Here is an 18,471-nt window from a genome sequence, read left to right as displayed (position 1 = left end):
GACTGACCATGAACCGCAACGCGCTGCGCGCCTGCGCCACTGTGGCGCTGACCGTCCTTACCTCGATGGCCCATGCCGCCTGGCCCGACAAGCCCGTGAAGATCGTCGTGCCCTACCCGCCCGGCGGCAATGTGGACGTGGCGGCGCGGCTAATTGCGCCGGGGCTGCAGGAGGCGCTGGGCCAGCCCTTCATCGTCGAAAACAAGCCCGGCGCGGGCGGCATGATCGCCGGAGAACAGGTGGCCCGCTCGGCCCCGGACGGGTACACGCTGTTCATGGCCGCGAATGGTCCGCTGCTGTTTTCGCCGCTGATTTTCAAGCGCGACGCATACAGGTGGGATCGGGATTTTGCGCCTATCAGTTCGGTTTCGTTCACGCCGCTGGTGCTGCAGGTGCGGCCCGAGTTGAAGGTGAGGAACCTGGGAGAGCTGTTGGCGCTGGCGAAGAAGGAGCCGGGCAAGCTGAACATGGCGTCGCCGGGCGCCGGCACGACCAACCATCTGGTGAGTGAGCTGCTGCAGTCGCTGACCGGCGCGCGCTGGACGACGGCGCAATACAAGGGGAACGCGCCGGCCACGACGGACCTGCTGGGTGGCCAGGTGGATTTCAATTTCGATCAGATTTCGGTGGCGCTGCCTTACGTGAAGGACGGGCGGCTGCGGGCGCTGGCGGTCACGACCGCCGAGCGCGTGCCGTCGATGCCCGACGTTCCCACGTTCGCGGAAGCCGGCGTGCAGGGCATGGAGGCGTCCACTTTCACCGGGCTGCTGGCGCCGAAGGGCACGCCACCCGAGGTCCTGGACAAGTTGAGCGCGGCGCTGGGCAAGATTCTGGCGCAGCCGGCAATCATCCAGCGTTTCGACGAGCTGGGCGCGCAGGCGCGCGGCAGTTCGCCTGAGGAATTCACGCGTTACCTGGCCGCGGAAGACGCGCGCTGGACGCCGATCATCAAGCGCGCCGGCATTACGGCGAATTGAATCCGGACGCGCCCGCGACGCGGCGCGCCTTTCCCTTACCTTCCCGATACGGAATCCGCCATGAGCAGACGCAGCATCTATGCCGAAGGCTTCAGCCACAAGAATCCCATTCCCGCCGCCTGCCGGATCGGCCCCATGCTGTATTCCGGCAGCATCCAGGGCACCGACCCGGCGACGGGCGCTTACGGCGCATCGCTGGAACGCCAGTGCGAACTGATGTTCGATCACGTGCGCCGCATCGTGGAAGCAGCCGGGGGCACACTGGGCCACATCGCCAAGATGACAGTGTGGATGCGCGACCGCACCCAGCGCGCGGCGCTGAACGCGGCGTGGCTGCAAGCGTTTCCGGATGCGCAGGATCGCCCGGCGCGCCACACCATGCAGGCGGATCTGGATGGCGACAAACTCATCGAGTGCGATTTCGTCGCGGTGATCGGATAAGGGAACCGGCGATGACGCAATACCAACACTTCCATACCCATCCGACCGCGCCGGCGTATCGCTTGCCGCCGGGTTCGTGCGACAGCCAGTTTCATGTATTCGGGCCGGCGGACCGCTATCCGGTGCGTCCGGGCGCGGCGTATGAAATGCCTGACGCAACGATCGAGACGGCGCTGGGCCTGCACCGGCTGCTCGGCATCGAGCGCGGCGTGATCGTGCAGGCCACCACATATGGCGCCGACCACCAGGTCGTGCTGGACGGTCTCGCCGCGGCCGGCCCGTCGTACCGCGGCTGCGCGAATGCCGTGGTGCTGGCCGAGCGCGATGACGCGTACATCCAGAAGCTGCACGACGCGGGCGTGCGCGGCGCGCGCTTCACGCGCCAGGGGCTGGGCATCAGCATGGCGCCGGCCGTGTTCGACCGCGCCATCGCGCGCATCCGCGAGCTGGGCTGGTACGCCAAGTTCCAGCCGGAGCCCGACGGCATGATGGCGCAGATGGAGCAGTTCGAAGCGCTGGACATCCCGGTGCTGCTGGACCACATGGGCCGCGCCGATCCGGGCGCGGGCGCGGCCGATCCCACGCGGCGCAGCCTGGAATCGCTGCTGGCCCGCGGCAATTTCTGGGTGATGCTGTCCTTGACGGAGAAGCTGTCGCGCACGGGAGAGCCCTGGGACGACGTGATTCCGCTGGCCCAGGCGCTGATCGCCGCGAACCCCGATCGCGTGATCTGGGGCAGCGACTGGCCGCATCCGGTGTCGGTCAAGGCGACGCCGGACGAGGGCAGGCTGCTGGACCAGTTGGCGCGCTACGCAGGCGATGACGCCACGCTCAGGAAGATTCTGGTCGACAACCCCGCGCGCCTTTTTGGATTCGACGAATGAAACTGCTCAGCTTCACCCATGAAGGCCGCGCGCGCTTTGGCGCCCTGCGCGGCCAGGACGAGATTGTTGCGCTCGATGGCCAGGGCCACGACAGCCTGCGCGCCGCGCTGGAAGCAGGCGCCCTGCCCGCCCTGGCGCGCCTGGCCGGCTCGCTGCCGGTCACGCACCGGCTGAGTCAGGTGCGCCTGCTGCCGCCGGTTCCCGCGCCCGAGAAGATCATCTGCGTGGGCGTGAACTACGGCAAACGCAACGAGGAGTACCAGGACGGCAGCGCGCCGCCCGCCTATCCCAGCGTGTTCCCGCGCTTTCCGGGCTCTTTCGTGGGGCACGGCGAGCCCTTGCTGCGCCCGCCGGAGTCCGGGCAGCTCGACTACGAGGGCGAAATCGCTATCGTCATCGGCAAGACCGGCCGGCGCATCGCCGCGCAAGACGCCTGGAGTCACATCGCCGGCCTGACCTGCCTGAACGAAGGCACGGTGCGCGACTGGGTCAGGCACGGCAAATTCAACGTGACCCAGGGCAAGAACTTCGACGCCAGCGGTTCGATGGGTCCATGGATGGTGACGGCCGACGAGTTCGACCCCGCCGCACCGCTGACGGTGCGCACGCGCGTCAACGGCGAGCTGCGCCAGCAGGACTCCACCGACAACCTGATGTTCCCCTTCGCCGAACTGATCCGCTATATCTCCATCTGGACCACGCTCAAGCCGGGCGACGTCATCTCCACCGGCACCCCTATCGGCGCCGGCGTGCGCTTCACGCCGCCGCGCTTCCTGAAGCCGGGCGACGTGGTCGAGGTGGAAGTGGCCGGCATCGGCATCCTGTCCAACCCTGTGGCTGACGAGTCGGCCGCGCCCGCGCAAGGAACCCGCCATGCTCAATGAAGACGACCGCATCCGCGCCGCCAGCCTCCTGCTGGAGGCGGAACGCAGCGGCGTACCCACCACGCAACTCGACCAGGTTTTTCCAGGCATCGAGATCGCCGACGCCTATGCGATCCAGAAGCGCATCATCGACCAGAAACTCGCCGCGGGGGCCAGGTTGCGCGGCCACAAGATCGGCCTGACTTCCAAGGCGATGCAAAGCACGGTCGGTATCGACGAGCCGGACTACGGGCATTTGCTGGACACGATGTTCTATCAGGACGGCGAGACCATTCCCACCGCCGGGCTGATCGTGCCCCGCGTGGAGGTGGAACTGGCTTTCGTGCTGGGCAAGCCGCTGCAGGGTCCCGACGTGAGCCTGTTCGACGTGCTGGACGCCACCGACTATGTGGTGCCGGCGCTGGAACTGATAGACGGACGCAGCAAGTATCCGCGCCGCATTGTCGACAACATCGCCGACAACGCCGCCTGCGCCGGCATCGTGCTGGGCGGCCGGCCCGTGCGGCCGCTGGACATCGACCTGCGATGGGTGGGCGCCCTGCTCCTGAAAAACGGCGTGATCGAGGAATCGGGCGTGTCCGCCGCCGTGCTGGGGCACCCGGCGCTGGGCATCGCCTGGCTGGCCAACAAGCTGGCCCAGCACGATACCGGCCTGGCCGCCGGCCAGATCGTGCTGGCCGGGTCGTTCACCCGCACGGTGGCGGTCAAGAGCGGCGACACGCTGCATGCCGACTACGGCAAGCTGGGCAGCATCTCGGTCCATTTTTCCTAGGACGCCGCATGGAACTTCCCGTCAATCCTTTCAAGCGCGCGCTGCGCGAACAACGCCACCAGACCGGCCTGTGGGTCACGCTCGGGCATCCGAACAGCACCGAGCTGGTTGCCGCCAGCGGCTTCGACTGGCTGCTGCTCGATACCGAGCACACGCCGGCGCTGCTGCCGACGGTAATGGCCCAATTGCAGGCCGCGGCCGCCTATCGCAGCCATCCCGTCGTGCGGCCGTCGTGGAACGACAAGGTCCAGATCAAGCAATACCTGGACATCGGCGCGCAGACCCTGCTGCTGCCCTATGTGCAGAACGCGGCCGAAGCCGAGAGCGCGGTGGCCGGCATGCGCTACGCGCCGCGCGGCGTGCGGGGCGTCAGCGGCACCATGCGCGCCACGCGTTATGGCCGGGTGCCCGACTATATGCGCCGCTGCGAGGACGAGCTGTGCCTCCTGGTGCAGGCGGAGACCGGCGAGGCGCTGGAGAACCTGGACGCCATTATCGCGGTGGACGGCGTGGACGGCGTCTTCATCGGGCCGGCGGACCTGGCCGCCAGCCTGGGCTATCCCGGAGAACCGCAGCATCCGAAGGTGGTCGCCGAGGTCGAACGCGCCATCGGGCGGGTACGCGCGGCCGGCAAGGCGCCCGGCGTGCTGACGCCGGACGAGACGCTGGCGCGGCGGTACATGGCCGCGGGAAGTTTATACACGGCGGTGGGCGTGGATGCGGCGATCCTGGCGCGGCACTGCGACCAGCTCGCGGCGCGGTTCGCTGCCGCCCCTGGCTAGCACACCTGCCCTCACTTCACCGCCGCATTCCCGCCGTCCGCGAACAAGGCGGAACCCGTGACGAAACTCGCCATGGAACTCGCCAGAAACAAGGCGGCCGAAGCGATCTCCTCGGGACGGGCGATCCGCTTCATCGCGTGCAGTCCCGCCGCCCATTCCTTCTGCGCGCTGTCGCCCGCCATCGCCGTGTCCACGCCGCCGGGCAGGAGCGCGTTGGCCCTGATGCCCTTGTCGCCATAGTCAGCGGCGATGCCTTTGACCAGTCCCATCAGCCCCGCTTTGGCGGCCGCATAGGCCGCCATGCCGGGCAGTCCCACGCTGGTGCCGACAAAGCTGGACGTGAAAATGATCGCTCCGCCCTTGCGCTCGAGCATGGCGGGGATCTGATGCGCGCTGCCCAGAAACGCCGAATGCAGGTTCGCCGCTATCGTCGTTTGCCAGTCGGCAAAGGCAATATCGGCCAGCGGCGCTATGGGTCCGGTGGCGCCGGCGTTGTTGAACGCGATATCCAGGCCGCCGAATTCCGCGACCGCCGCTGAGATCAAGCGTCTGTGGGTCTCGGGCCGGCAGGCGTCGCCGGCGACCACGCTCGCCTTTCCGCCCTGGCCGCGAATGCGCGCGGCCACCTCCTCCAACGCCGATTCACCCCTGGCGTTCAAGACGACGGCGGCGCCCTGCGCGCTGAACAAGAGCGCGGCGGCGCGCCCGATTCCCGACGATGCGCCCGTGATGATGGCGACTTTATCCTGCAGCAACCCCATGGCGGCGCTCCGATATGAATGGTGTATCTTCATTGTCCGGAGCGTTGGCCGAGACGGATATCCGGTTCTTGCGGCCCGTTCGACGCTCTCCCTGCAAGCCGCACGCGGAAACCCCATGCGCAACCGCCCCGATCCATTCGCCCCGCCGAAACGGCGACAGCCCGCACGCCAGAACTCGCTCCTCTGGATTCTCGAACCCCTGGAGCGCGACGCCAATTACGCCCACCGCAAGATGTTCGGCTGCGACGCGGCCTACCTGGATGAGGCGCTGTACCTGGTGGCCGCGGACCGCGACGATCCGTGGAGCGGCATTCTGGTGTGCACGTCGAAAGAACGGCACGCGGCGCTGATGGCCGAGCTGCCAGCCCTGCAGCCGCATCCCGTGCTGGGCAAGTGGCTGTACCTGCCGCAGACGGACGAGTCTTTCGAGGCGATCGCGCAGAAGCTGGTCGGGCTTGCGCTGGCGCGCGATCCGCGGCTGGGGGTGATACCCAAGCCGCGATCGCGGCGGCGCAGCGCCTGGCGTAACGAGAAATAAAGGCAGCAGGTCTCTACAGATGGCGGTGGCTGCAAACCATGGGCTGCCCGGCAAGCGCCTCCATCAGCCCCGCCAGCCCGCGCGCGCTGCCGTCATCCAGGCCTTCGGTGCGGATCAGGCGAAAGCCCATCGCCAGGCTGTATTGCCAGTCCAGTTCCAGGATTCGGTAGTCGCGGCCATCCTGCGGGCAATGCCATTGCGCGGCCGGGTCTTCGTAGGCGGCGCCGATGAAGTCGACGTGCGAGTCGAACGGCGGCATGGATTCCAGCAGTTTGTCGGAACCCGGCAGGCTGGGCTCGGAAAGGTTTTCGCCGACCGCCACGTGCGGCGCGGGGCCGTCATAAGCCAGCAGCATCAGCGGAAAATGCCTGGGGTCGGCGTCATAGGCGGCGCGCGTGTCGGCGTTGAGGTACGGCCGCGCCGCCGGGCCCAGGCAGTATTGCGGGCTGTTCCAATCGCTGCCCTCGTTGTCCAGATACAGGTCGCCCGGCACGATACCGCGCTGGGATAGCAGCGCCAGCGCCTCTTCCATGGTGTCGTTATGGCGTATGGGCAGGTCCGCCGACAGGTGTCCCGCCTGCACGTACATCGCGATCACGTCGCCCGTCGTGCGCAGGCCGTCCCGGTGCTGGTACGACCCTTCGTTCAGGCCGGCCAGGCCGAAGCTCAGGTTCAGCAATGCGCGATACGGGATGCGGTCGCCGCGCGGTTCGAGCACGTATCCCCCTTCCAGCAGCCTGGCTTCCAGCGCGCGCCAGTCCGGCGGCGGCAAATGCATATCGCGTGGGCAAAGAAACTGGTGGTGTTCGGACATGGACGACGCGTTCGTTCGAGGTTCGGGCGCGCCTTTTTAACATGGCGACGAGGACCTCGTCGGAACCGGGCGTCAATCCACCTTGGCGCCGGACCGTTCAACCAACGGCACCCATTTGGCGATATCCGCCTGGATGAACGCCGCCAGCCCGCTGGGCGGACCGTCGTGGAAGATCTCATAGCCCAGCGCCTGCAGGCGCCGACGCTGTTCGTCGCCATCCATGACCTTGCGCGCGGCCGCGTTGATTCTGGCGACGACGTCGGGCGGGGTGCCGGCGGGCGCCATCAGGCCCAGGTCCACCGTGATGACGTAACCCGGCACGCCCTCCTCCATCATGGTGGGCACGTCCGGCAGCAGCGGCGACCGGGCTTGTCCGGTGACGGCCAGCGCGCGCAGCTTGCCTTCCTTGACCAGGCCGGACACGCTGGGGGTGTTGTAGAAGGCGAACGCGACTTCGTGCGCCATGACGGCGGCCACGCCCTGCGGCGCGCCGCGATAGGGAATGTGGGCGGCCTGGGCGCCGGTGATGGACAGCAGCAGTTCGGCCGACAGGTGGTGCGTGGTGCCATTGCCGCCGGAGGAATACATCAGCTTGCCCGGCTGGGCCTTCAAGGCGGCGACCAGTTCGCGCACCGAGCGGTACGGGCTGTCGGCCGGCACGATGAGGACGTTGGAACTGCCCGCCAGGTAGGCCACCGGGACGAAGTCCCTGGTGGGGTCGTAGGACAGTTTGGAGAACAGGCCCAGGTTGATGGCCCAGGTGTTGTTCGACCCCAGGACCAGCGTGTAGCCGTCGGGGGCCGATTTGGCCACATAGTTCATGGCGATCTGGCCGCCGCCGCCGGGCCGGTTCTCGACCACCACGGTCTGGCCCAGCAACTGGCTCAAGCCGGGCTGGACCGCGCGCGCCAGGATGTCGGCCGTGCTGCCCGCCGCCAGCGGCACGACCAGGGTGATGGGACGTTCGGGAAACGGCGCGGCGCCGGCCGGCATGGCGCCGAACCCCGCAAAGGCCAGGAGGGCCGCCAGTAGTGCTTTCATGATGCCTCCGCGGTGGTGCTTGCTGTGGAAACCATGCGGCATTGCATGATGCGAAGCAGCGTATCCGAGGCGGCCCGCCCGCAGAATAGGCGGGGTGCTATAGCGTCATGCCATCATGGCATGGCGGCTTCGCGGCGCAGCCGCTGCGATACCGAGCGGACCACGGCGACGAAGGCCTGGGCGGCGGGAGACAGCGGGTAGTTGGCCTGGCGCGCGATCGAGATCGGCCATTGCAGGCTGGGGTTGCGCAGCGCGATGCTTTTGATGCCGGCCGGCATCTGTCCGTGCGCGATCTGCGGCAGCATGGCCACGCCCATGCCGGCCTGGATCAGGCCTATCGCCGTGGACAGCAGCACGACGCGCTGTTCCACCCTTGGGTAGATGTCGGCGGCGATGAGCCGCCGGCTGATGCTGAGCCACGGCGGAGCTTCCGGATTGAGCTGGATGCACGGCAGTTCGGCCAGCACCTTGGCGTCGACCTCCTCGAAGCGGGCCAGCGGATGGTCGGCGCGCACGAAGAGCGCGACGCCGCGGTCCAGCAGCGGTTCGACCATGATGCGGGAGTCGTCGTCCGGCATGACGGCGCCCAGGCCGACGTCGGCCTCGTGCGAGAGCAGCCGGGTCCGGATCTGCTGCACCATGCAGTCGACCACGATCAGGTCGAGCTGGGGGTGGCGCTGGTGGAATTCCATGAGCACGTGCGGCAGCAAGGTGGCGGCGGTGACGTGGCCGACCGCGACCATGACCTTGCCCAGCTTCAGTTCGGAATGTTCGCGGCTTTCCTGGATGGCGCTGTCGATGGCCAGGATGGCGCGCCGCGCCACGTCCGCCATGGCCTGGCCGTCGCGCGTGAGCGAGACCTCGCGGCCGCGCACGACCAGCGGCTGGCCGACCTCGGCTTCGAGCCGGCGGATCAGGTGGCTGACCGAGGGCTGCGACAGCCCCAGGCGTTCGCCGGCTGCGGTGAAGCTGGCGGTTTCGCCTATCGCGACGAGCGCGCGCAGCTGGCGCAGCGAGACGGATTCGACCGGATCGGACATGCCATGACGTCATGATGGAATAGTTTCCATACTATAGCTACATGCCCGAGCGCTCCCTAAGATGGGATTTCCCTAACCTGCGCACGGAACCGCAATGCCGCACTCCTCCTACGCCGCCGACCGCATGGGATCGGCCGTCGTCGAACCGTCGGGCCGCTTCGAAGCGGGCAGCCTGGCCTCGTTCACGCTGACCTATACCGCCGGCTATTTCGGCATCGACGACACCGGGTCGATCAAGATCGTGCACCGCTTCGCCAGCGACATGGGCAAGCCGCAGTTCGACCGGCCCGACGGCTGGAACTACACCACCGTGGAGGCTTCGAACGGCGCGGTGCTGCAGGTGGAGTACGACGGCAAGCGCAACATCCGGCCCTGGGACAAGACGCTGTTCATCCGGGTGGTGCGCGGCTATCTGGAGGAAGGCGACCGCATCGTGGTGCGTTTCGGCGACACGCGGCAGGGCTCGCCCGGCATGCGGGTGCAGACCTTCAGCGAACCGACCTTCGAGTTCAAGGTGCTGGTGGACGCCTTCGCCACCTACAACTACGTGGAGCTGGAGAACTCCCCCACCATCGCCGTGGTGGCCGGCCCGCCGGTGGCGTACAAGGCGATCCTGCCGAGCCAGGCGGCGGCCGGCGAGCCGTTCAGCCTCGGTTTCAAGGGCGAAGACAAGTGGGGCAACCCCAGCGACCGCGTTTCGGGCGAGTTCACGCTGCGCAGCAGCCTGCCGTTGCAGGGCCTGCCCGCCTCGTTCTCGATGCGCGAGGGCCAGCATGCGCTGCGGCTCGAAGGGCTGATGGCGCAGGCCCCAGGAGAACTGCGCATCGAGGTGCTGCGCGACGGGGTGCCGGTGGCGCACAGCACGCCGTGCCGGATCGTGCCGGCCGGCGACGGCAGGCGCGGTCATTACTGGGCCGATCTGCACGGACAGTCGGAGGAAACCATAGGCACGAATTCGGCGGAAGAACTGATCCTGTTCGCGCGCGACCGCGCGTTTCTGGACGTCATGAGCCACCAGGGCAACGACTTCCAGATCACCACGCCGTTCTGGGAACACCTGAACGCGCTGACGGCCAAATACAACCAGGACGGCGCGTTCATCATCTTTCCCGGCTACGAATGGTCGGGCAACACCGGCCTGGGCGGCGACCGCAACGTGCTGTATTTGCAGGAGGGCCGCCCCATCCACCGCTCCTCGCACGCGCTGATCGACGATCTGTCGGATCTGGCGCTGGACGCCAACGACGCTGACGCGCTGTTCGATGCGCTCAAGGACGAGGACGTGGTGGTGTTCGCCCATATTGGCGGGCGCTACGCCGACATCACGCGCTCGCACGACGCGCGACTGGAACGCTCGATCGAGATCCATTCGGACTGGGGCACTTTCGAGTGGCTGCTGGAGGATGCGTTCCGGCTGGGCTACCGCGTGGGCATCCTGGCCAACAGCGACGGGCACAAGGGCCGGCATGGCGCCAGCCACCCCGGCGCGTCCCTGTTCGGCGCGTACGGCGGCCTGAGCTGCCTGATCGCCGACGGGCTGACCCGCCAATCCATCGCCGAATGCCTGCGCCAGCGCCGCCATTACGCCACCACCGGCTGCCGCGCCTATCTGGACGTACAGGCGCATTTCGAACGGCCGGCGCTGCGCTATTCCGACGATCCCAAGCTGGGCGCGCCGGTGACGCTGGAGCCCGTCACGCAAGCCGACATGGGCGCCATCCTGTCCTGCGACGGCGACGCGCTGGAGTTTTCCTTCGAAGTGCTGACCCACGGCCCCATCGAACGCGTGGAGGTCCGCAACCGCATGGACGTGGTGCAGACGCTCACGCCTTACGACGAGGCCGCGCTGGGCAGCCGCATCCGCATCGTGTGGGAAGGATCGGAGTACCGCGGCCGCGGCCGGCAGACGGTGTGGGACGGCAGCGCCACGCTGGAAGGCAACGCCTTCGTGGATCCGCAGCCGATCAATTTCTGGAACCTGGACAAGACGCTGGAGCAGCCGCGGCCCGACATGCTGAGCTGGCGCTCGCTGACCACCGGCGGCTTCAGCGGCATCGACGTGCGACTGCGCGATCCGCAGGCCGGCGTGCTGAAGATCGACACGCCGGTCGTGCAGACCGAGATCGCCGTCGACCGGATCGGCCTGGAGCCGGTGGTGGTGGAAAACGGCGGCATCCGGCGCCGGCTGCAGGTCTGTCGCCTGCCCGACGAGAATCCGGCGCGGCGCATGCAGGGGCGCGTTCGCGTGCCGCTGCACACGGGCCCCGACAATGCGGTGTACCTGCGCATCACCACCGAAGACGGGTTTTTCATTTACTCCAGCCCGATCTATGTGGAGCGCGTCTCGAACGTATCGGGAACGCGCGAAAAATAGCGATATCCGCCCTTCGGGCTTTTCTTTGCGACGAAACTACCGTAAATACCCCACATCCTTTTAAGACGACAGGAGTTGGGGTATGGCAGAGAAAGGCGCAATCCATGGCTTGGCGATAGGCGTGCCGTCGGCGGTGCTGGCGGGCGCCGTCGCGTTGTCGCTGCTGGGCTATGGCGCCGCCAATGCGATCGAAACCCGCTTTGGCATTCCCGCCGAATTGACTTACGGCTCGCCGCTGGACCTGCTGCATCTGTCCCGCCATGCGCTCACCGGCTGGATGGAAATGGCGGACAAGCTGCACGAGACCGAGAACTTTCGCTGGCTGGTCTACGCCATGGCGGGCGTGGGACTCGCGCTGACCTTGATAGCCATCGCCGCGCGTACTCCCAAGGTACGCCATCAGGCGGTAAAGGCAGGCGGCCGGGCGTGGCGCGCGCTGTCGAATCTGCCGGGCGCCGGGGCGCTGCGTTGGCTGCGCAGGCAGGCGCTGAGCTTCACCCCGCTGGCGATAGGCGCAGCCGTTCCATGGCTGCTGATTATCCTGATGAAGATGGCAATCACCGTGTTCGTCATTCTTCCCTACGCCGGATACAAGGGTGCGCTGCTGCACTTCGACACCTGGGTCGTATCCGCGGAATTCTGCAGCCCGATACGAGGCCGCAATGAAAGACTGAACCCGTTCAACCTCAACGCCTCGCCGTCCAGGCAGGAATACAAGACCAAGATCACCCCCTGCCTGTCCCTCTGGCAAGACGGCGCCCTGGTTGCCGAAGGCCGGCATGTCGCCTCCACCGATAGCACGGTGATCCTGTTCGACCCGGTAAGCGGGAATGTGGTGATCGAACCCACCGAGGGCCGGTCCATGCGCTTGAGCGGCCCGTCCGCCGCCGTCCTGAACGATCAGCTGCAAGCCCCGCTCACCGACGATTGACTACGCCTGCCACGCCGCCACCAGCCGGTTTCCGCCCGCTTCCTTGGCGCTGTACAGCGCCCGGTCGGCGGCGGCCAGGGCTTCGGCCAGCGGCGGCGCGGCCCGTTCGTAGCGGGCCAGGCCGATGCTGACCGTGGCCGGCATGGCGATGCCGTCGGCCTGGGCCGCGATAGCGCCGGCGAAGCGTTGCGCGATGGATTCGCCCAGCGTCTGGGCGCGGCCGGCGGCGTCGCCGGCCAGCAGCGCGGCGAATTCCTCGCCGCCGATGCGGGCGAGGATGGCGTCGGGGCCCAGCACGGCGCGCGCCGTTTCCGCGAAGGCCTGCAGCACCTGGTCGCCTTTCTGGTGGCCGTGGCGGTCGTTGATGGCCTTGAAGCGGTCGAGGTCGAACGCCAGCACGGCCAGCGGCGCGCGGGCTCCGGCGTCCTGCAGCAGGCGCGCGCCCTGCTCGAAGAACCAGCGGCGGTTGCCCAGCCGGGTCAGGTAGTCGGTCTGCGATTCGCGCAGGAGCTGGCCGTGGGTTTCCTCGCGCACCAGCTTGAGCAGGGTCATGGGCAGGAGGATCGAATACAGCACGCCCTCGTACATGGTGAGCGTGCTGGCGGCCAGGTGTATGCCGGGGCCGTGTCCGGCCACCCACCACGGCAGCAGGCAGGCGCGCGCGGCGTAGATCAGCGCATGCACGCCGGTCACCGCCGCGGCGATGCGCAAGGGCGTGTAGGCCTTCAGCTCGTCGCAGCGCAGCAGCTGCCAGGCCGTCATGCCGCTGACCAGCGCGATGGGAAATGCGCTGACGTATTTCCAGACGAGGTCCTCGCCCCGCTCGCCGGCCGCCGCCCATATCAGCGCCATGACGATGAGCAGCGCGAAGGAGGCGGCGCGGTAGCGCCTGCCGCGCAGCGAGGCCGCGCCGTTCATGACCAGCAGATAGCCGCTGAGCACGATGAGGTTGGCCGCGGCCGAGCCCAGCCCGCCCGGCACGCGGCTACGGAACAGCGCGGCGGTGCAGCCCAGCGCCAGCGTCGCGAAGCCCGCCGCCAGGATGCGCAGCGAGCGGCTGCGCCGGGGATGCGTGCGATGCTCCCAGAACGTCAGGCCGGCCGTGGCCAGCAGGGTTCCGATGATGATGAAGTAAAGGGTGAGGAGATCGACGTACATCGGAGACGTTGGGTATGGCGCGGCCTTTTGCGCGGCAGGCCGAAATTCTACAAGGGCCGGCTTACGGCCGGGTCCCGCGCGCGCGCTCATCTACAATCGCAGGCCAAGCCGGTCGTAGGCGCGGCCGGGCGGTAGCTCACAGGTAGTAATGACGCGCGCGAAGAAAGCCCCTCCCAGGAAGAAACGTTCCACCAGCAGGTCCACGGCCCGTTCCAGCGGCCGATTCCCGAAGTTCCTGAAAGCGCTGCTGTTCTCGTCGCTGGCGAGTTTCGGCGCGGCCACTTATGTGCTGAATCCGCAGTGGCGGATTCCGGCGCCGGTGCAGGAGGCGCTGAACCGGCTGGGCTGGCCGGCCTTGCCGCACGAACGGACGGCAAAGCCGCAGGAACGGGCGGCGCCCACGGCCGCGCCGGCCGGCGCGCCGGCCCAGACCATGTTCGCCGAGTGCCGGCAGTTCTTTCCGCATTCGCGCCCGCCGGAAGTGCCGGGCAGCCAGAAGCTGCGCGAGATCTGTTTTTCGGCCTTCGCCATCCTGCACGACGGCCAGACCAAGACGCCGGTGTTCGTGGCCGAGCGCCTGAACCGCCGGATGCTGACGCAGGCCCAGGGTCTGCAGCGCACCGACAGGTTCTACGCCGAGGCGCGGCTGCCGCGCGCCGAGCGGGCCGAGCTGGACGACTACCGCGGCTCGGGCTATTCGCGCGGGCACATGGCGCCGGCCGGCGACATGTCCACGCCCGAGGCCATGGCGCAGAGCTTTTCGCTGGCGAACATGGTGCCGCAGAACCAGATCCATAACGGCGGCGCCTGGAGCGCCATCGAGCAGGACACCCGCAAGTACGTGATGCGCGCCGCCGGCGACGTGTACGTGTTCACGGGGCCGGTATACGGCGAACGGCCGCAGACCATCGGTTCGGGCGTGGCGGTGCCCAGCTATCTGTACAAGGTGGTGTACGACGCCACGTCGGGCCGCTCCTGGGTGCACTGGCAGGCCAACGCCGCCGGCACCCGCGCGGGGCCGCCGATCAGCTACGAGGAGTTCGTGCGGCGCACGGGGCTGAAGCTGCTGCCGGCCGGCGGCTGAGGCGCGCGGCCGGATTCAGCCGTTCATCTGGTACAGCTGTATCAGGTTGCCGCAGGTGTCGGAAAAGATGGCGATGGCGACCATGCCGGCCGGAGTCGGGTCGACGGTGAAGGCCACGCCTTTTTCCTTCAGGCGCCGCACGTCTTCCTGCAGATCCGCGCTTTCGAAGGCGGTGACGGGAATGCCGTCGTTCCTCAGCGCGGTCTGGTAGGCGTTGGCCGCCGGATGGCTGTTGGGCTCCAGCACCAGTTCCAGGTCGCCGGGGCCGTCGGGCGAGACCACCGTGATCCAGCGCGCCGCGCCCATCGGGATGTCGTTTTTCTTCTGGAAGCCCAGCACTTCGGTGTAGAAGCGCAGCGCTTTGTCCTGATCGTCGACGAAGATGCTGTTGAGCTTGATTCTCATGGGGTGGCTCCCGTGGTTCGCGCAGGCGCCCTCAGCCGCGCCAGGCGGCCTCGATGGCGGCGATGTCGATCTTGCGCATGGTCATCATGGCCTCGAAGGCGCGCTTGGCCGCCGCCGGGTCGGGGTCGGCGATGGCCTCCATCAGCACCCGCGGCGTGATCTGCCAGGACAGGCCCCACTTGTCGCGGCACCAGCCGCATTCGCTCTCCTGCCCGCCGTTGCCGACGATGGCGTCCCACAGCCGGTCGGTCTCGGCCTGGTCCTCGGTGGCGATCTGGAATGAAAAGGCTTCGCTGTGCTTGAAGGCCGGCCCGCCATTCAGGCCCAGGCAGGGAATGCCGATGACAGTGAATTCCACCGTCAGCACGTCGCCCTGCTTGCCCGAGGGATAGTCGCCCGGCGCGCGCAGCACCCGCTGCACGGCGCTGTCGGGGAAGGTCTGGGCGTAGAACTGCGCGGCTTCCAGCGCGTCGCGGTCGTACCAAAGGCAAATCGTGTTCTTGCTGGCCATGGCGGCTCTCCTGACGAAGTCCCGGTAGGTGCAGCATAGCCGCGATGCCGGTCCGGCAAGCGTTACCAAGCTTTGGAAAATGTTGTGGGCGCAATGCCGCCACATTTGTTACTCCCGGCGCAGGATGTGCGGTGCCACACTGTTCCCACGGACATCCAACCCAGGAGGAACCCGCTCATGACAGCCCCTACCGACAACGCCAGCCCCGCCGCCGCATCCCCCATGCGCACGCCCCCGGTGGTTTCGCCGCAGGAATGGGAGGCCGCGCGCCAGCGGCTGCTGGTGAAGGAAAAAGCCCACACCCGCGCCCGCGACGCGCTGGCCGCCGAGCGCCGCCGCATGCCCTGGACGGAGGTGGGCGCCAATTACGCCTTCGACGGCCCGCACGGCCGGCTCAGCCTGTCCGACTTGTTCGACGGACGCCGCCAACTGATCGTCTACCGCGCCTTCTTCGAGCCCGGCGTCTACGGCTGGCCGGAACACGCGTGCCGCGGCTGCTCCATGGTGGCCGACCAGGTGGCGCACCTGGCGCATCTCAACGCCCGCGACACGACCCTGGTCTTCGTTTCGCGGGCGCCGCAGGAAGACATCGCGCGGCTCAAGGCCAGGATGGACTGGAAGATGCCGTGGTTCACGCTCACCGACGGCTTCGACAAGGATTTCGGCGTGCACGAATGGCACGGCACGAACGTGTTCTTCCGCGACGGCGACCGCATCTTCCGCACGTATTTCCTGAACAACCGCGGCGACGAACAGATGGGCGGCACCTGGAACTACCTGGACATCACGCCGCTGGGCCGCCAGGAGACCTGGGAGGATTCGCCCGAGGGATACCCGCAGACCCCGACGTACAAGTGGTGGAACTGGCACGACAGCTATGTCCAGGGCGCGGCGCCCGACCGGAAGTGGGTGGAAATATCGGACGCGGGCGAGGCGGCATTCCGCAACAAGAACAAGTAAGCCCCCTTCTAGGGGTATTCCCGATCCCGTATTGTGGCAAAAGTGAAATTTCCCTATTATTTTTTCAGTGAGAGTGAAAAACAGACCAGAGTTTCATGAAATCCGATAAGCCCGAAGACAGCCCGAACGCCGCCGACGAACACGACAAGGCCCTGGGCGAACGCCTGCGCGCGGCGCGCCTGCAGCAAGGCCTGAAACTGAAGGACGTGGCGGAACGGGCCGACATGTCGATCGCGCTGATCAGCCAGGTCGAACGCGGCCTCAGTTCGCCGTCCATGCGCAGCCTGCGGGCGATCTGCCACGCCCTGGGCATCGACGGGGCCAGCCTGCTGGCCCCGGCCCCCAGCGGCCCGGTCAGCGACGAGCAGAACGAATTCACGGTCCGGGTCGCGGCGCGCAAGCCGCTGAAGCTGGGCAACAACGGCGTCACCAAGTACCGCATCACGCCCAGCAGCTGCGCCACCCTCGAAGGGTTCCTGATGGAGCTGGAACCGGGCGCGGCTTCCGACCCCGGCTTCCTGGTGCAGGCCAGCGACAAGATCGGCTACGTGCTCAGCGGCAAGCTCCAGATCTTCGTCGACGACAAATCCTTTTTGCTGGAGGCCGGCGACAGCTATGGTTTTTCCGGCAGCCACCCCTATCGGTGGCAAAACGGCTGGGACCAGAAAACCGTTTTCCTGGTCGTCAACAGCAACCATTTCTACGTCTGACCCCCTCCCCATTGCTCCACCGCATTCCAGCCCATACCGACAAATAAAAGGCCGCGACGCGGCCATCCAAGGGATAACACCGCAATGAACTCGTCTTCAGCATCGATCGGCGCGCGCCCGGCGCGCGTTCCCGCGCGCAAAGGCAAGCTGCGCGACATCGTGGCCGCCAACATCGGCGCCTTTTTCGAGTGGTACGACCTGCTGGTCTACGCGCTGTTCGCGCTGCCGATTTCGCGGCTGTTCTTCCCTTCCGACGACCCGCAGACCGCCCTGCTGTTCAGCTTCCTGACCTTCGCGAGTTCCTACCTGATCCGCCCGGTGGGCGCCGTCCTGCTGGGCATCTACGCCGACAAGAAGGGGCGCAAGGCCGCGCTGTCGCTGACCGCCACGCTGATGCTGATCGGCACGGCGCTGATGGCGCTCATTCCCACCTACGCCACCATCGGCGCGCTCGCGCCGGTGGCGCTGGTGGCCGGCCGCCTGCTGCAGGGCTTTTCCGCGGGCGGCGAATTCGGCACCGCGAATTCCTACCTGACCGAACAGAATCCCAGAATCAAGGCGTTCCTGGCCAGCCTGCAGTTCTCCACGACGGGCCTGGCGCTGGTGGTGTCGGCGCTGTTCGCCTACTTCATCAACCACTACCTCACCGAAGCGCAGATCGACAGCTGGGGCTGGCGCCTGCCCTTCGTCTTCGGCTGTCTGATCGGCCCCGTCGCCCTCTACATCCGTTTCAAGATCGATGAAACGCCCGAATTCGACGGCGAGCAGGCGCAACGCGCCGCCCCGCTGCGCGAGACCTTCCGCCTGCACAAGCGCTACCTGCTGCTGGGCGCGCTGATCGTGGCCGCCGGCAACGTCGCCAGCTATCTCAACATCTACATGCCGACCTTCGCCATCAACAACCTGGGCATTTCCAAGGACGATGCGTTCGTGGCCTCGATCTGCAGCGGCCTGGTGTGCACCTTCCTGCCCATGCTGGGCGGGCTGGCCGCCGACCGCTACGGCGCGGTCAAGACCATGGCCGCCGCCCTGGTGCTGGGGCTGATCATCATCGTGCCCACCTTCAGGATGCTGACCGGCGCGCCTTCGTTCGGCTCGCTGGTGCTGTTCCAGTGCCTGATGTCGCTGGTGTTCTACAGCTTCTATTTCGCGCCGGTCGGCTCGCTCCTGGCGCAGCTGTTCCCGACCTCCTGCCGCACCACCGGCGTATCCATCGCGTACGTCGCGTCGCAGACCTTCTTCGGCGGCGTCACTCCCGTGGTGGTGGGCTTTTTGGTGACGCGCACCGGCACGATCATGTCGCCCGCCTACTACCTGATCGCGATCGGCCTGGTGGCCATCGTCGCGCTGGCCAGCGTGCGCGCCAAGGTCCGCTGAACTCCCGCCAACCTCTTACAGGCGCTA

Annotated in this window: 20 protein-coding genes; 13 read left to right on the top strand and 7 right to left on the bottom strand. The window is 67.4% G+C overall.

Annotation, left to right across the window (positions count from 1 at the left end; all coding sequences use genetic code 11):
* Positions 1–8 precede the first annotated feature (8 nt).
* Genes A6B37_RS03205 through A6B37_RS03180 form a run of 6 tightly spaced genes read left to right on the top strand, consistent with a single transcriptional unit; the run spans position 9 to position 4,740 of the window.
* Positions 9–977 (top strand): tripartite tricarboxylate transporter substrate binding protein, encoded by a 969-nt coding sequence (locus A6B37_RS03205; protein WP_111824871.1) that lies wholly within the window; start codon positions 9–11, stop codon positions 975–977.
* Between the two features lie 60 nt (positions 978–1,037).
* Entirely contained in the window at positions 1,038–1,418 is a 381-nt protein-coding gene (locus A6B37_RS03200; protein ID WP_111824870.1) for a RidA family protein, read from the top strand.
* A gap of 11 nt (positions 1,419–1,429) precedes the next feature.
* Positions 1,430–2,302 (top strand): amidohydrolase family protein, encoded by an 873-nt coding sequence (locus A6B37_RS03195; protein WP_102771997.1) that lies wholly within the window; start codon positions 1,430–1,432, stop codon positions 2,300–2,302.
* Complete coding sequence (locus tag A6B37_RS03190; RefSeq protein ID WP_111824869.1) at positions 2,299–3,186, top strand: fumarylacetoacetate hydrolase family protein; 888 nt, start codon at positions 2,299–2,301, stop codon at positions 3,184–3,186. Before A6B37_RS03195 ends, A6B37_RS03190 begins: the two co-directional genes overlap by 4 nt.
* On the top strand, positions 3,176–3,958 hold the full coding sequence (hpaH, locus tag A6B37_RS03185; protein ID WP_111824868.1) for a 2-oxo-hept-4-ene-1,7-dioate hydratase: 783 nt from the start codon (positions 3,176–3,178) through the stop codon (positions 3,956–3,958). The genes A6B37_RS03190 and hpaH overlap by 11 nt, the downstream gene beginning before the upstream one ends.
* An 8-nt stretch (positions 3,959–3,966) precedes the next feature.
* Positions 3,967–4,740 carry an HpcH/HpaI aldolase/citrate lyase family protein gene (locus A6B37_RS03180; RefSeq protein ID WP_111824867.1) on the top strand — a complete coding sequence of 258 codons (774 nt, stop codon included), beginning with the start codon at positions 3,967–3,969 and terminating at the stop codon, positions 4,738–4,740.
* A gap of 11 nt (positions 4,741–4,751) precedes the next feature.
* Here A6B37_RS03180 and A6B37_RS03175 read toward each other — a convergent pair whose 3' ends face one another.
* Positions 4,752–5,501, bottom strand: a complete 750-nt coding sequence (locus A6B37_RS03175; RefSeq protein WP_102772001.1) for an SDR family oxidoreductase — start codon at positions 5,499–5,501, stop codon at positions 4,752–4,754.
* Between the two features lie 115 nt (positions 5,502–5,616).
* Between A6B37_RS03175 and A6B37_RS03170 the strand changes: the two genes are divergently transcribed.
* Complete coding sequence (locus tag A6B37_RS03170) at positions 5,617–6,039, top strand: hypothetical protein (RefSeq protein WP_111824866.1); 423 nt, start codon at positions 5,617–5,619, stop codon at positions 6,037–6,039.
* Positions 6,040–6,052: 13 nt separating this feature from the next.
* On the opposite strand, the gene A6B37_RS03165 is transcribed toward A6B37_RS03170, so the two are convergent.
* The 3 genes from A6B37_RS03165 to A6B37_RS03155 all read right to left on the bottom strand — a co-directional run bounded on the left by A6B37_RS03165 (position 6,053) and on the right by A6B37_RS03155 (position 8,934).
* Positions 6,053–6,817, bottom strand: coding sequence for a hypothetical protein (locus A6B37_RS03165; protein WP_246842354.1), 765 nt, complete (start codon positions 6,815–6,817; stop codon positions 6,053–6,055).
* Between the two features lie 108 nt (positions 6,818–6,925).
* Positions 6,926–7,894 carry a tripartite tricarboxylate transporter substrate binding protein gene (locus tag A6B37_RS03160; RefSeq protein WP_102772815.1) on the bottom strand — a complete coding sequence of 323 codons (969 nt, stop codon included), beginning with the start codon at positions 7,892–7,894 and terminating at the stop codon, positions 6,926–6,928.
* Positions 7,895–8,007: 113 nt separating this feature from the next.
* Positions 8,008–8,934: a LysR family transcriptional regulator gene (locus tag A6B37_RS03155; protein WP_111824864.1), complete on the bottom strand. Its 927-nt coding sequence runs from the start codon at positions 8,932–8,934 to the stop codon at positions 8,008–8,010.
* 94 nt (positions 8,935–9,028) lie between these two features.
* Between A6B37_RS03155 and A6B37_RS03150 the strand changes: the two genes are divergently transcribed.
* Positions 9,029–11,308 carry a DUF3604 domain-containing protein gene (locus tag A6B37_RS03150; protein ID WP_111824863.1) on the top strand — a complete coding sequence of 760 codons (2,280 nt, stop codon included), beginning with the start codon at positions 9,029–9,031 and terminating at the stop codon, positions 11,306–11,308.
* 82 nt (positions 11,309–11,390) lie between these two features.
* Positions 11,391–12,239, top strand: coding sequence for a hypothetical protein (locus A6B37_RS03145; protein ID WP_146747990.1), 849 nt, complete (start codon positions 11,391–11,393; stop codon positions 12,237–12,239).
* On the opposite strand, the gene A6B37_RS03140 is transcribed toward A6B37_RS03145, so the two are convergent.
* Entirely contained in the window at positions 12,240–13,397 is a 1,158-nt protein-coding gene (locus tag A6B37_RS03140) for a GGDEF domain-containing protein (RefSeq protein ID WP_111824861.1), read from the bottom strand.
* A gap of 148 nt (positions 13,398–13,545) precedes the next feature.
* Between A6B37_RS03140 and A6B37_RS03135 the strand changes: the two genes are divergently transcribed.
* A complete protein-coding gene (locus A6B37_RS03135; protein WP_111824860.1) occupies positions 13,546–14,481 on the top strand; it encodes a DNA/RNA non-specific endonuclease in 936 nt (311 codons plus the stop codon).
* A gap of 15 nt (positions 14,482–14,496) precedes the next feature.
* On the opposite strand, the gene A6B37_RS03130 is transcribed toward A6B37_RS03135, so the two are convergent.
* Together A6B37_RS03130 and A6B37_RS03125 are read right to left on the bottom strand one after the other, a co-directional pair.
* Entirely contained in the window at positions 14,497–14,886 is a 390-nt protein-coding gene (locus tag A6B37_RS03130) for a VOC family protein (protein ID WP_102772009.1), read from the bottom strand.
* Positions 14,887–14,917: 31 nt separating this feature from the next.
* Positions 14,918–15,397, bottom strand: a complete 480-nt coding sequence (locus A6B37_RS03125) for a VOC family protein (RefSeq protein ID WP_102772010.1) — start codon at positions 15,395–15,397, stop codon at positions 14,918–14,920.
* 177 nt (positions 15,398–15,574) lie between these two features.
* Here A6B37_RS03125 and A6B37_RS03120 point away from each other — a divergent pair, with 177 nt between their 5' ends.
* From A6B37_RS03120 to A6B37_RS03110, 3 genes are all read left to right on the top strand, one after another.
* Positions 15,575–16,357 (top strand): DUF899 domain-containing protein, encoded by a 783-nt coding sequence (locus A6B37_RS03120; RefSeq protein WP_111824859.1) that lies wholly within the window; start codon positions 15,575–15,577, stop codon positions 16,355–16,357.
* A 95-nt stretch (positions 16,358–16,452) separates the two neighbouring features.
* Positions 16,453–17,067: a helix-turn-helix domain-containing protein gene (locus A6B37_RS03115; RefSeq protein WP_102772012.1), complete on the top strand. Its 615-nt coding sequence runs from the start codon at positions 16,453–16,455 to the stop codon at positions 17,065–17,067.
* A gap of 84 nt (positions 17,068–17,151) precedes the next feature.
* On the top strand, positions 17,152–18,444 hold the full coding sequence (locus A6B37_RS03110) for an MFS transporter (protein WP_111824858.1): 1,293 nt from the start codon (positions 17,152–17,154) through the stop codon (positions 18,442–18,444).
* The last annotated feature ends 27 nt before the right edge of the window (positions 18,445–18,471 follow it).

Source organism: Achromobacter sp. HZ01 (assembly GCF_003267925.1).
GTDB classification, from domain to species: domain Bacteria; phylum Pseudomonadota; class Gammaproteobacteria; order Burkholderiales; family Burkholderiaceae_B; genus Achromobacter; species Achromobacter pulmonis_A.
Note: the sequence above shows the minus strand (reverse complement) of the source record. Positions and strands in the feature narration are given on the sequence as shown.